This is a genomic window from Dokdonella sp. (assembly GCF_035703485.1).
GTDB lineage: Bacteria > Pseudomonadota > Gammaproteobacteria > Xanthomonadales > Rhodanobacteraceae > Dokdonella.
This window is the reverse complement of the sequence record NZ_DASSYD010000050.1, coordinates 26,106-37,829: the sequence shown is the minus strand read 5'-3', so window position 1 is coordinate 37,829 and position 11,724 is coordinate 26,106. Positions and strand designations below refer to the sequence as shown.

12 protein-coding genes and 1 pseudogene are annotated in these 11,724 nt (G+C 60.3%); 1 reads left to right on the top strand and 12 read right to left on the bottom strand.

Going from position 1 to position 11,724, the window contains the following annotated elements:
* The 12 genes and pseudogenes from VFN25_RS03980 to VFN25_RS03925 form a co-directional block, all read right to left on the bottom strand.
* Positions 1-416 (bottom strand): annotated as a pseudogene (locus tag VFN25_RS03980) (hypothetical protein); the annotation flags it as partial.
* A 5-nt stretch (positions 417-421) separates the two neighbouring features.
* Positions 422-865, bottom strand: coding sequence for a protein TolR (gene tolR, locus VFN25_RS03975; RefSeq protein WP_325139058.1), 444 nt, complete (start codon positions 863-865; stop codon positions 422-424).
* A gap of 78 nt (positions 866-943) precedes the next feature.
* Complete coding sequence (tolQ, locus tag VFN25_RS03970; protein ID WP_325139056.1) at positions 944-1,624, bottom strand: protein TolQ; 681 nt, start codon at positions 1,622-1,624, stop codon at positions 944-946.
* The gene (gene ybgC / locus VFN25_RS03965; protein WP_325139054.1) at positions 1,621-2,043 is read right to left on the bottom strand and encodes a tol-pal system-associated acyl-CoA thioesterase; all 423 of its coding nucleotides are present in this window, start codon (positions 2,041-2,043) and stop codon (positions 1,621-1,623) included. The genes tolQ and ybgC overlap by 4 nt, the downstream gene beginning before the upstream one ends.
* Before the next feature lie 37 nt (positions 2,044-2,080).
* Positions 2,081-3,127: a Holliday junction branch migration DNA helicase RuvB gene (ruvB, locus tag VFN25_RS03960; RefSeq protein WP_325139052.1), complete on the bottom strand. Its 1,047-nt coding sequence runs from the start codon at positions 3,125-3,127 to the stop codon at positions 2,081-2,083.
* Positions 3,128-3,295: 168 nt separating this feature from the next.
* Positions 3,296-5,182: a potassium transporter Kup gene (locus VFN25_RS03955; RefSeq protein WP_325139050.1), complete on the bottom strand. Its 1,887-nt coding sequence runs from the start codon at positions 5,180-5,182 to the stop codon at positions 3,296-3,298.
* A gap of 103 nt (positions 5,183-5,285) precedes the next feature.
* Complete coding sequence (ruvA, locus tag VFN25_RS03950; protein WP_325139048.1) at positions 5,286-5,876, bottom strand: Holliday junction branch migration protein RuvA; 591 nt, start codon at positions 5,874-5,876, stop codon at positions 5,286-5,288.
* Entirely contained in the window at positions 5,873-6,394 is a 522-nt protein-coding gene (gene ruvC, locus VFN25_RS03945; protein WP_325139046.1) for a crossover junction endodeoxyribonuclease RuvC, read from the bottom strand. Before ruvC ends, ruvA begins: the two co-directional genes overlap by 4 nt.
* Positions 6,391-7,035, bottom strand: coding sequence for an alpha/beta hydrolase (locus VFN25_RS03940; protein ID WP_325139044.1), 645 nt, complete (start codon positions 7,033-7,035; stop codon positions 6,391-6,393). The genes ruvC and VFN25_RS03940 overlap by 4 nt, the downstream gene beginning before the upstream one ends.
* A 36-nt stretch (positions 7,036-7,071) precedes the next feature.
* Complete coding sequence (gene aspS, locus VFN25_RS03935; RefSeq protein ID WP_325139043.1) at positions 7,072-8,838, bottom strand: aspartate--tRNA ligase; 1,767 nt, start codon at positions 8,836-8,838, stop codon at positions 7,072-7,074.
* A gap of 250 nt (positions 8,839-9,088) precedes the next feature.
* The gene (locus VFN25_RS03930) at positions 9,089-9,622 is read right to left on the bottom strand and encodes a DUF3011 domain-containing protein (RefSeq protein WP_325139041.1); all 534 of its coding nucleotides are present in this window, start codon (positions 9,620-9,622) and stop codon (positions 9,089-9,091) included.
* Positions 9,623-9,691: 69 nt separating this feature from the next.
* The gene (locus VFN25_RS03925) at positions 9,692-10,015 is read right to left on the bottom strand and encodes a zinc ribbon domain-containing protein (RefSeq protein ID WP_325139039.1); all 324 of its coding nucleotides are present in this window, start codon (positions 10,013-10,015) and stop codon (positions 9,692-9,694) included.
* 240 nt (positions 10,016-10,255) lie between these two features.
* Between VFN25_RS03925 and VFN25_RS03920 the strand changes: the two genes are divergently transcribed.
* Positions 10,256-11,722: an alanine/glycine:cation symporter family protein gene (locus VFN25_RS03920; protein WP_325139037.1), complete on the top strand. Its 1,467-nt coding sequence runs from the start codon at positions 10,256-10,258 to the stop codon at positions 11,720-11,722.
* The last annotated feature ends 2 nt before the right edge of the window (positions 11,723-11,724 follow it).

The following is an 11,724-nucleotide window of genomic DNA, read 5'->3' as shown; positions in this document are numbered from 1 at the left end:
GCCTCCTGCTTTTCCTGCTCAAGCAGGATCTGCTCGCGTCGACGCTTCTCTTCCTGCTCCTTCTTTGCCTCGTCGGCCTTCTGCTCGGCCATTGCGGCAATCCGTTGCTGGTCGATCAGATCCTGTTTCAAGGGTTCCGGCGGCGGCACGCTGTCGGGTTTCGGCTTTTCCTCCGCAACCTTCGGCGCTGGTGGAGTCGGCTTGGGCCGCTCCGGCTTCGAGCTCGACTTGCGCGCTGCCGGCTTGGGCGCGCTGGTCGGTCCGACCAGACTGGCTTCGATGACCGGCCCAGGCATGACCACCGTTCGCGTAGCAGTCGTCCACAGCAGGCCGAGCGCAATCAGGCCAATCAGCACTCCGTGCAACAGCAACGAATAGAGGACTGCGCGGGCCTTGTCGGCAAGACTCTCCTTCATGCGGGTCAGCGCTTTGCGTCGGGCTGGGTTGGCTGGCTCATCAGCCCGACCTTGGGCGCGCCGGCTTGCTGCAACATCACCATCACCGCGTAGATGCGGCCGTAGTCGACACGTTCATCGCCACCGATCATCACCGGCACCTGCGGATTCTGGCGCACGAAAGCTGAAACCTTGTTGACCAGGGTTTCCTCGTCAACCGCTTCGCGCGCGCTCGCACCGAGGGTGAGGAAGAAGGCACCATCCTTGTCGACGCTGACGACGACCGGCTCCTTGTCGTTCTGGATCGCGCTGGCGCTGGATTTCGGCAACTCGATATCGACACCGAGGTTCATCAGCGGCGCGGTGACCATGAAGATGATCAGCAGGACCAGCATCACGTCGATATAAGGCACGACGTTGATCTCGGCCTTGAGCTGGCGGCGTTTGCGATTGCGGAAACTGTGCTGCATCAGGCGACTCCGACCTCGATCCTTTCAGCGATGACAACGTGATCCGCGGCATGCAACGCATGGGCGGATCGCTCGGGTCTAATCATCGACGTGCGCCTGGCGCTGCAGGATCGAGGAGAATTCCTCAAGAAATGTTTCGTAGCGCAGGGCGACGCGTTCGACGCGGGTGGCGAAGCGGTTGTAGGCCCACACCGCCGGGATTGCCGCGAACAGGCCCATGGCAGTGGCAATCAAGGCCTCGGAAATGCCGGGCGCGACCATGGCAATGGTTGCTTCCTTGACGTTGGCCAGGCCCTGGAAGGCGATCATGATGCCCCACACGGTTCCAAACAGGCCGACATAGGGGCTGATCGAGCCGACGTTGGCGAGAAACTCCAGATTCTGCTCAAGTCGCTCGACCTCACGCGATTGCGAAACGCGCATGGCGCGCTGCGCACTTTCCAGCAGGGTTCTCGAATCGACGCTGCGGCGCTGACGTTGCCGGGCAAACTCACGAAATCCGGACTCGAAGATCGCTTCCATGCCACCGATCGGTTCTCCGCTGGCATTGACATCCTTGAACAGCGCGGCCAGATCAGAGCCGGACCAGAATCGCTCCTCGAATTCGTTGGAGCTGGAATCGGCGCGATTGATCATCGTCATCTTGCGGAAAATGATGATCCACGACACCAGCGAAAAAATGATCAGGACAACGAGGACAAACTTGACCGGCAGACTTGCCCCCCAGATCAGGGCGAAGACATTGAGTTCATGATTCATGGGCGAGAGATCTCTTGGAGCAGGAATTCAGGCATGGAGTGAGGCTTCCAGCGTTCGGCATCGATACAGGCAATGCGGACGTTGGCACTGACGAGCAAGATGGATGGATCGGACTCAGGATGCAGGGATTGCTCAACCTTGAAACTGGCGCTGCGCACGTCGTTCACAATGACGGTGGCATGCAGCAAATCATCCAGTCGCGCCGGTTTGCTGAAGCGCAGATCCATGCTATGGACAACAAAAATGACACCGTGTTCTTCACGCAGTTTGACCTGATTGATACCTTTGGCGCGCAACCACTCGGTGCGCGCACGTTCGAAAAATCGCACGTAGCTGGCGTGGTAGACGACACCTCCAGCGTCGGTATCTTCCCAGAACACACGCAAAGGCCAGATGAACGGCGAATCCTGGGCCGTCATCGCGCAGGGTTCCGCTTGATCGCTTGCGAGTAATCGATCATGTCGGCTCCTCATCGAACAGGCCGCCGAGCGGTGCATTGGCGCGATTCCGTGGTGCTTTCAGGCCCAGATGAGTCCAGGTGCGCTGGGTAACCATGCGTCCACGCGCGGTGCGGATCAGGAATCCCTGCTGGATCAGATAAGGCTCGATGACATCCTCAAGGGTGCCGCGCTCCTCGCTCAAGGCTGCAGCGAGTGACTCGACGCCGACCGGACCGCCGTCAAAAAATTCGATGATGGTATGCAGCATGCGTCGATCCAGCGCATCAAAGCCTTCGGCATCGACATTGAGCATGGCCAGAGCATCGCGCGCGACCGCACAGGTGACTTCGCCATCGGCACGAATCTCGGCGAAATCGCGAACCCGCCGCAGCAGTCGATTGGCAATACGCGGCGTGCCGCGCGAACGCCGGGCGATCTCGCTGGCGCCTTCCGCATCGCAGACGACACCGATGATTTTCGCTGCACGCTGGACAATCAGGGTCAGCTCGGCCGGTGAGTAGAATTCGAGTCGCTGGACGATGCCGAAGCGATCACGCAAGGGTGCGGTCAGCAGGCCCGCACGCGTGGTCGCGCCGATCAGGGTAAACGGCGGCAGATCGAGCTTGATTGAACGCGCCGCAGGACCTTCGCCGATCATGATGTCGATCTGGAAATCCTCGAGCGCCGGGTACAGCACTTCCTCGACCACCGGCGACAAGCGATGGATTTCGTCGACGAAAAGCACATCACGCGGCTGCAGATTGGTCAGCAGCGCGGCAAGATCGCCAGCCCGTTCGAGTACCGGTCCCGAGGTACTGCGCAGATTGACCCCGAGTTCATTGGCGATGACATGCGCCATCGTCGTCTTGCCGAGCCCGGGTGGCCCGAAGATCAGCACATGATCAAGCGCGCCCTCGCGCCGCCGCGCCGCCTCGATGTAGATCGACATCTGTTCACGCACGGTTTCCTGGCCGAGGTACTCGGCGAGTCGCTGCGGTCGGATGCTGGCTTCGATCTGCTCGTCTTCGCTATCAGCGCTGGCGGCGATCAGGCGGTCGGTCATTGGGGGGGCCGGGAATGGGAAGTAGGGAGTCGGGAGTGGGTAGAGCCATTATCGTTGGCTTTGCGCCTTCCCGAAAGCTCGCAACAAACCGAAGTTGTCAGGGACGCAGTAGAGCACAAGCCGCATGGCTTTCCGACTCCCGACTCCACGTTCCCCACTCCCCGCCACTCATATCTCCACCTGCGTACCGAGTTCGATCAATCGGTTGCCGGGAATCTGGAAGAATGCTGTTGCCGATGTCGCATTTCGGGACAAGAACTGGAACAGCCTGTCGCGCCACAACATCATGCCCGGGCGATCACCGGAAACGATGCTTTCGCGGCTGAGGAAAAACGTCGTATCCATCATGTCGAACGGAAACCCGCACTCGGCGACACCGAGCAAGGCCTGCGGGATGCTCGGGGTTTCCGAAAAACCGTAACGCAAGGTGACCAGATAGAAATCATCGGCAAGCGCGGCGACGGATTTGCGATTTTCAGCGTCGACGACTGGCTCATCGAGAATTTCAACGGTCAGGATGACATTGCGCTCGTGCAGCACCTTGTTGTGCTTGAGGTTGTGCAGCAACGCATTGGGCACGCCCTCCGGATTGGCGGTGAGAAAAACCGCCGTACCGGCGACGCGCAGCGGCGGATGCGCGCTGATCGAGGCGATGAATGGTTCCAGTGCCAGGCCTGCGCGCTTGATTTCGCGCATGACCAGTTCGCGGCCTCGACGCCAGGTCATCATCAGGGTGAAAAGGATCAGGCCGAGGCTCAGTGAGAACCAGCCGCCGTAAATGAACTTGTCGGCAACGGAAGTCAGCAGCACTGCATCCACGCCGAGGAAGATCAGGCCGACAGCAGCCACGCGCAGCGCATGCCAGTGCCAGATGCGACGAGCCACGATGACCACCAGCAAGGTGTTCATCAGCATGGTGCCAACCACGGCCAGGCCGTAGGCGGTGACCAGGTTCTCCGAAGAGCGGAAGCCAAGTACGACCGCGATCGTCAATACAAGCAGGATGCGGTTGACCCAGGGCAGGTAGATCTGTCCGATCTGCTCCTTGGATGTATGCAGGATTTGCATGCGCGGCAGGTAGCCCAGTTGCACGGCCTGGCGCGCCATCGAAAACGTACCCGAGATCACGGCCTGGGAAGCGACGATGGTCGCCATCGTGGCCAGGATGATCATCGGAATCAGAAGCGCCGCCGGAACCAGCTTGTAGAACGGATTTACCGCCGTACTCGGATCGGACAGGACCAGGGCCCCCTGGCCAAGGTAGTTGAGCATCAGACAGGGCAGAACGAGGAAAAACCAGACCAGGCGGATCGGCCGCTTGCCGAAATGACCCATGTCCGAGTAGAGCGCTTCGGCACCGGTGATCGAGAGCACCACGGCACCCATTGCGAAGATGCCAAGCTTGCCGTTGTGCACGAAAAACATGATCGCATGGTGCGGGATCAATGCCTGCAGCACGCTGGGTTCATGCAGGATGCCGAAAATGCCAAGTGTACCGAGAGTCAGGAACCAGATCAGGGTAATCGGCGCGAACAGCGGCCCGACCCTGCTCGTGCCGTGTTTCTGGATGGCGAAAATGCCAAGCAATATCAAGACCGTGATCGGGACGACGTAGTGCTCGAGTGAGGGCGCCAGCACCTCGATGCCCTCGACGGCGGAAAGTACGGAAATCGCCGGCGTGACAACTGCATCGCCGAAAAACAGCGACGAACCGAACAGTCCGATGACCATCACCAACCAGCGCGCACGGACGCGGCGCACGCCACGCTGGGCCAGGGCCATCAACGCCATCACGCCACCCTCACCCTTGTTGTCGGCACGCAGGATGAAGGTGGCGTACTTGATTGAGACTACCGTGATCAGTGACCAGAAAATCAGCGACAGGACACCAAGGACGTTCTCGCGCGCAACCGTGACTCCGTGCTGCCCGAAAGCTTCGCGGAAGGCGTAAAGCGGACTCGTGCCGATGTCGCCATAAACGACGCCGATGACGCCGAAACACAGTGCCAGCAAGCGCTTGTTGCTGGCCTTTTCGTCCTGCGCACCATGACTCATGACTGAATCCCGTCTGTGTGTGAGTGACCGCGCCGAAGCGTTCGGACCTTGTCAGTGCGACGAACCCCTGCGCCAGGTCCGCTCGCCGGCGTACCCCGTCCAGTCATCGCAACGCCGCCCTCAGAGCCTTGCGAATAATGTCCTCGGCCGTGTCATCGGGAGCACTGGCATCCTTGATCAGACGGGCCACTTCGTTTGGCTTGTAGCCCAGCGACTGCAAGGCGACACTGGCTTCGCTGACCGGATCCTTGGCTGTCGAGGCGAAGGCTGCAGTGGGCGATGAGCCGATCAATCCATCGACGCGATCACGCAGTTCGACAATCATGCGTTCGGCAGTCTTCTTGCCAATGCCGGGTATGCGCGTCAATGCAGCGATATCGCCGCTCTGCACGAAGCGCGCGAAGTCATCGGCTGACACGCCGGAAAGAATTGCCAGTGCGATCTTCGCGCCGATACCGCTGACCTTCTGCACGGCGCGAAACAGCGTGCGCTCGGATTCAAGCAGGAATCCATACAAGGCAACCGAATCCTCCTTGACCGCGTAGTGCGTGCACAAGGTGACCGCCTGACCCGCTGCGGGCAGATCGTAGAACGTCGACATCGGCGCTTCGAGCTCATAGCCGACACCGCCGACATCGACGAGCAGCCACGGCGGTTGTTTCGAAACGAGAATCCCCTGCAAACGACCAATCATCGACGACGCCTCCAGGCGGTACGTGGAATGCCGAGACGCTCGACACTGGATCGGGTGTGCGCGTGCGTCAGCGCGATCGCCAACGCATCAGCCGCATCAGCCTGCAGTTTACCCGGGATATTGAGCAGGACGCCGACCATGTGCTGGACCTGAGCCTTGTCCGCACCGCCACCGCCAACCACAGCCTGCTTGACCTCCTTGGCAGCATACTCGGCCAGAGTCAGATTCTTGTTGACCACGGCACAGATTGCCGCACCGCGGGCCTGGCCAAGCTTGAGCGCCGAATCGGGATTGCGCGCCATGAATACGCGCTCGATGGCCGCTTCCATCGGCGCATGCGTATCGATGATTGCAGAAATCTCATCGAAGATCTGCTTGAGGCGCTGATGGAAGGTTTCGTTGCCGAGCACATTGATGGCGGCATGAAACACGTGCTGCGAACGGCCGTCCTCAGCGACATCGATGATGCCGATTCCGGTGCGCTGACTGCCCGGATCGATACCGAGAATACGAATCACGGCGCCGCCTCGTCGGGAAAATGACCATCCCGCAGAAAACACGCCGTCATTTCCGCAACATCGCCGGAGAACGCAAGCCCGGAATGGGTAAATGAGACGACACGATGTTCCGTAATGCCTTCGAGACGGGTCTCATCCACGCTGACCGTGCCGTCATGCGGTGATTTGAGCACGCCGAGCACGCTGCCTAGCCCGATGGGTGTGCTGCCAGCGACAACACCGACCGCTCGCTGGCCACGCCAGGGGTCGAGACCTGCGCGCAGTATCTCGGCACTCTGCCCCATCAGCCAGTGACCACCGGGCAAGCCACGCATGCGGCCGGCCGCGGAGCTGCCTTTGAGCGGCGAACCCAGGCAGACGATGCGACCATCCGGAAGATCCTCATGCTTGGCCGCCACATGCAACGCAAGCATGCCGCCCAGGCTATGGCCGACAACATGCACCTTGCGTCCGGCATGCCCGCGCCAATGCTCGGCAAGACGCGATGCGGAATCGGACCAGCTGCCGACCACGCTGGGATAGTCCGGCGTGTCAACGGTAAAGCCCGCCGCGCGCAAGCGCCGTGCCAGCGGCAACATGGCAATGCCACGCATCCAGATGCCGTGCAGCACGATGACATGGTCGCGGGTCGGGATTTGCATCGTTTTCTACGGATGGCTGCGCTGATTGCTCGCCGCTTATCCGGCGCTCGGCTTGATCACCGCGACATGCAGATCGGCGAGTTGGTTGGCGGCGATCACCGACGGCGCCTCGGTCATCAGGTCTTGCGCACTGGTCGTTTTCGGGAAGGCGATGACATCACGAATCGAGTCGGTGCCGGCCATCAGCGCGGCAATGCGATCAATGCCGAAGGCAATGCCACCATGCGGAGGCGCACCGAAGCGCAAGGCTTCGAGCAGAAAGCCGAACTTGGCCTCGGCCTCCTCGGCACCAATGCCGAGCAGCTCGAATACGGCACTCTGCATGTCGGGACGATGGATACGAATCGAGCCGCCGCCGATTTCATTGCCGTTGAGAACCATGTCATAACCGCGCGACACCGCAATCGCGGCATTCGACTTGAGATCGGCGACATCATCGATCTTCGGCGCTGTGAATGGATGATGCAGGGCGACGTATCGATTCGCTTCGGCATCGAATTCGAACATCGGAAAGTCGACAACCCAGAGCGGCTTCCAGGCATTCTCGACAAGGCCGAGATCGCGAGCAACCTTGATACGCAATGCGCCGAGAAAATCGGAAACCGTTTTCCAGGGGCCCGCACCAAACAGGATCAGATCACCGGTTTGCGCCGCGGTTGCCTTGAGCACACCTTCAAGCGCCGCATCATCGAGGAACTTCGCCACTGGCGAATTGATGCCTTCACGGCCCTTGGCCAGATCGTCAACCCTGAGCCAGGCCAGACCCCTGGCACCGAATTTGGCGGCGTAGGCACCCAACTCATCGATCTGCTTGCGCGTGAAAGCCGCGCCACCCGGCGCACGCAGTGCGGCAACCCGTCCGGCCGGATCATTGGCCGGGCCGCTGAATACCTTGAATTCGACATGACGCACGTGCTCGGCAACATCGACCAGTTCCAGCGCAATGCGCAGATCCGGCTTGTCCGACCCATAGCGGGTCATCGCTTCGGCATAACTCATGCGCGGGAACGGGCCACCGAGATCGACATCGGAAACCTCCTTGAACACATGCCGAATCATCGCCTCGACGGCATCCTGCACGTCACTTTCGCCGACAAAGGCGAACTCCATATCGAGCTGGGTGAATTCGGGCTGGCGGTCGGCACGCAGATCCTCGTCGCGGAAACAGCGGGCAATTTGATAGTAGCGATCGAAACCAGCCACCATCAGCAACTGCTTGAACAATTGCGGCGACTGCGGCAAGGCGTAGAACTCACCGGCATGCACGCGGCTCGGCACCAGGTAATCACGCGCGCCTTCCGGCGTTGCCTTGGTCAGGATCGGCGTCTCGATATCCTGAAAACCACGGCCATCGAGATAGTGACGCAGGGCTGAAACCAGACGTGTGCGTAGTCGCATCTTGCGCTGCATGTCGGCAGTGCGCAGATCGAGATAGCGATATTTGAGGCGGATTTCCTCGGCCGGATTCTCATGCAGGGCAAATGGCAGCCCCTCGGCCTTGTTCAGGATTTCGATTGATTCGGCCAGCACTTCAACCTGGCCGCTGCGCAACTTGTCATTGGCGGCAATGCGACGACGCACCTTGCCCGAAACGCGCAGGCAATACTCGTAGCCGAGCCCGCCCGCTTGCTTGAACGCATCGGCTGACTCACGCTCGACGACGATTTGCACGATGCCCTCATGGTCGCGCAGGTCGATGAAGGCAACATGGCTCTGCAGGCGCACGGTATCGACCCAGCCGCACAGGCTGACGGAGTGATCGATCTGCGCCTCGTCAACGAGGCCGCAATAATGACTGCGCATGAAAAGCTCCCGGGAAAGGCGCGGAATGCTATAGCTGATCATGCTGCACCGCAATGTTTGCAACTGCTGTTGTGGCCCAGGCGACCATGCCAGCGCAACACCTGCAACTGCTCGGCAACTGCTCCTGCGTTGCTCTACCTCCTGCATCCATGCAGTCGTCCTGCGTCGCAGGCGTACATGCCATCCCTGGCAATAAAAACGCCCACCTTGCGGTGGGCGTCGACGTTGACAACAGCTTGCGCGCGATCAATCAGCGCCAGCGGCGATCCACCCGGAATACCGCAGCACAACCTCCGCTGACCCAGACACCCGCACGGTTGTGGCCCCAGGTACGACCCTGGATGCATGCCGTATTCGAGATCTGACGTTCGATTCTCACGTCACCACCACGACCGGTATCGACTTGGCAGAAGCGATAGCGATAGTCGTGACTTTCGCAGGTGAAGCGAATTGAGCGATCCCAATCGGGACCCGGACGCCAGCCACCATGATGACCACCGCGGCCGCGCTCGACAAAGATGCCACCACAACCGCGATCAACCCACAGTCCTCGGCGATCAACGCCCCAGGTGCGACCTTCAATGCACCGCGACTGCGAGGTCTGACGGATCAGATCCGCGTTACGCCAGTTAACCCCACACCGGGTGTAACGGTAGTCATTGCTCGTGCACTCGACACGATCATTGCGACCGTCGTATCCGCGCTGCGGATCTGCGTGGGCTGGCGCCATCATCATGGCCGAACCGAAAACGGCGACCCCTACAGCAATCAACTTGCTCAGCATGCGTCTTCTCCAATGTCTGAATGACGCCTGCAGTGTAGTCAGATAAATCCTGAACGTCTCCCTTCTACTTCAGGAGCTCGCCGGAGTGCTTGGTTTTGATTCAGATTTTGTCGCTTCCGTCTTCGGCGTGCCGGACTTGGCCGCTGCGGAACCCTCGGCGCTCGGCGCAGGCGCCGATTCCGAACTCGCCAGGTTGCGTTTCTTGTCACCGTCTTTCTTGAAATCGGTTTCGTACCAACCCGAACCGGACAGACGGAAAGCCGGAGCAGTCAGCCTGCGGCGTACGCCAGGCTTGTTGCATTCCGGGCAATCGGTCGGATCGGCGTCGGCCACCTTTTGCAGGCGTTCAAAACGGTGAGCACAACTGGGACACTCAAATTCGTAGATCGGCATGTCGAAAATCCACAAGATCAGTAGCGATTGGGCGTCGACATGGTGCCGCATGACGACAGTTCAATACCATTCCTGTCGACAATGCCGACAAGACATCGGGCGACGAGACCGATATTCTCGGCGTCTTGTGCCGGAATCGCCTAATGACCGGCACGTCGAAATTCGCCTGGGCACCACCGCTTCGGTGACTATTCACGCCCGTTCTGCAGACTGCAGCGGGCCGCAATCAGGAACCTTCGAATGAATGAAATCATCAGCGTGATCAATGACCTGGTGTGGAGCCGGGCCTTGGTCGTCCTCTGTCTGGGCGCCGGATTGTACTTCTCGATCCGCACGCGGTTCATGCAAGTGCGCTCGATACCCGAGATGTTGCGCTGCATGTTCAGCGGCGAAAAATCGGCGGCCGGCGTGTCTTCATTCCAGGCCTTGACCATGTCGCTGTCAGGACGCGTTGGGGCCGGCAATATTGCCGGCGTGGCTTCGGCCATCGCCTTCGGCGGGCCCGGCGCGGTGTTCTGGATGTGGACCGTCGCTTTTCTCGGCGCATCGACCGCCTTTGTCGAATCGACTCTGGCGCAGATCTACAAGGAGAAAGACGAACGCGGCCATTATCGCGGCGGCCCGGCCTACTACATCGAGAAAGGCCTCGGCATGAAGTGGTATGCATGGGTGTTTGCGGCGGCGACGATCGTTGCAGCCGGCTTCTTGCTGCCTGGTGTGCAGGCCAACAGCATCGGTTCGGCGATGAATACGGCGTGGGGCATTGAGCCGTGGATCACCGCCACCTGTCTCGTCGCCGGGATTGGTTTCATCATCTTCGGCGGGGTCAAGCGCATTGCCCGGTTTGCCGAGTTCGTCGTGCCGTTCATGGCGATCGCCTACATCTTGATCGCGCTGCTGATCATGGTTCTGAATATCGACCAGGTTCCCGAGGTCATTGCGCTCATCTTCAAGAGCGCCTTTGGCTTGCAGGCCGGACTTGGAGCCATGCTCGGCATGGCCGTCGAGCAAGGCGTCAAGCGCGGCGTCTATTCCAATGAAGCCGGTCAGGGCACCGCGCCGCACGCCGCGGCCGCAGCCGAAGTCACGCATCCAGCCAAGCAAGGCTATGTGCAAGCATTCTCGGTCTACATCGACACCATGCTGGTGTGCTCGGCGACCGCCTTCATGATCCTCTCGACCGGCATGTACAGCGTGTACAACGAGGCCGATGACGCGCTGGTCAATAACCTCCCCGGAATGGAGGTGGGTCCTGGCTACACGCAAGCGGCCGTCGAGTCGGTGTTGCCGGGATTTGGCCAGGGGTTTGTCGCATTGGCGCTGTTGTTCTTTGTCTTCACGACCATCATCGCCTACTACTACATGGCCGAAACCAACATCAAGTACATCAACCGCAAGATCCACCGACCATGGCTGGTACTTGTGCTGCGCGTCGGCATCCTGGGCATGGTCGCGATCGGCACGCTCAACACCGCCGGCGCTGCCTGGCAGCTCGGCGACATCGGCGTGGGCCTGATGGCCTGGCTCAATATCGTTGCAATCCTGATCCTGCAGAAACCGGCGCTGGCCGCATTGCGCGACTACGAGCGGCAGCGCAATGCCGGCAATACCAGGCCGGTGTTCGATCCGAAGGCGCTGGGTATCCGCAATGCCGGCTACTGGAGCGATCGATTGAGCGAAGACAAAAAAGCCGACGGCAAGCCCTGACT

Bases quoted from the DNA above. Each gene is read 5' to 3' on its own strand.
- ruvA (WP_325139048.1), bottom strand. From the start codon at position 5,876: ATGATTGGTCGTTTGCAGGGGATTCTCGTTTCGAAACAACCGCCGTGG.
- VFN25_RS03940 (WP_325139044.1), bottom strand. From the start codon at position 7,035: ATGCAAATCCCGACCCGCGACCATGTCATCGTGCTGCACGGCATCTGG.
- ybgC (WP_325139054.1), bottom strand. From the start codon at position 2,043: ATGACGGCCCAGGATTCGCCGTTCATCTGGCCTTTGCGTGTGTTCTGG.
- tolQ (WP_325139056.1), bottom strand. From the start codon at position 1,624: ATGAATCATGAACTCAATGTCTTCGCCCTGATCTGGGGGGCAAGTCTG.
- ruvB (WP_325139052.1), bottom strand. From the start codon at position 3,127: ATGACCGACCGCCTGATCGCCGCCAGCGCTGATAGCGAAGACGAGCAG.
- tolR (WP_325139058.1), bottom strand. From the start codon at position 865: ATGCAGCACAGTTTCCGCAATCGCAAACGCCGCCAGCTCAAGGCCGAG.
- VFN25_RS03955 (WP_325139050.1), bottom strand. From the start codon at position 5,182: ATGAGTCATGGTGCGCAGGACGAAAAGGCCAGCAACAAGCGCTTGCTG.
- VFN25_RS03920 (WP_325139037.1), top strand. From the start codon at position 10,256: ATGAATGAAATCATCAGCGTGATCAATGACCTGGTGTGGAGCCGGGCC.
- VFN25_RS03930 (WP_325139041.1), bottom strand. From the start codon at position 9,622: ATGCTGAGCAAGTTGATTGCTGTAGGGGTCGCCGTTTTCGGTTCGGCC.
- VFN25_RS03925 (WP_325139039.1), bottom strand. From the start codon at position 10,015: ATGCCGATCTACGAATTTGAGTGTCCCAGTTGTGCTCACCGTTTTGAA.
- aspS (WP_325139043.1), bottom strand. From the start codon at position 8,838: ATGCGCAGTCATTATTGCGGCCTCGTTGACGAGGCGCAGATCGATCAC.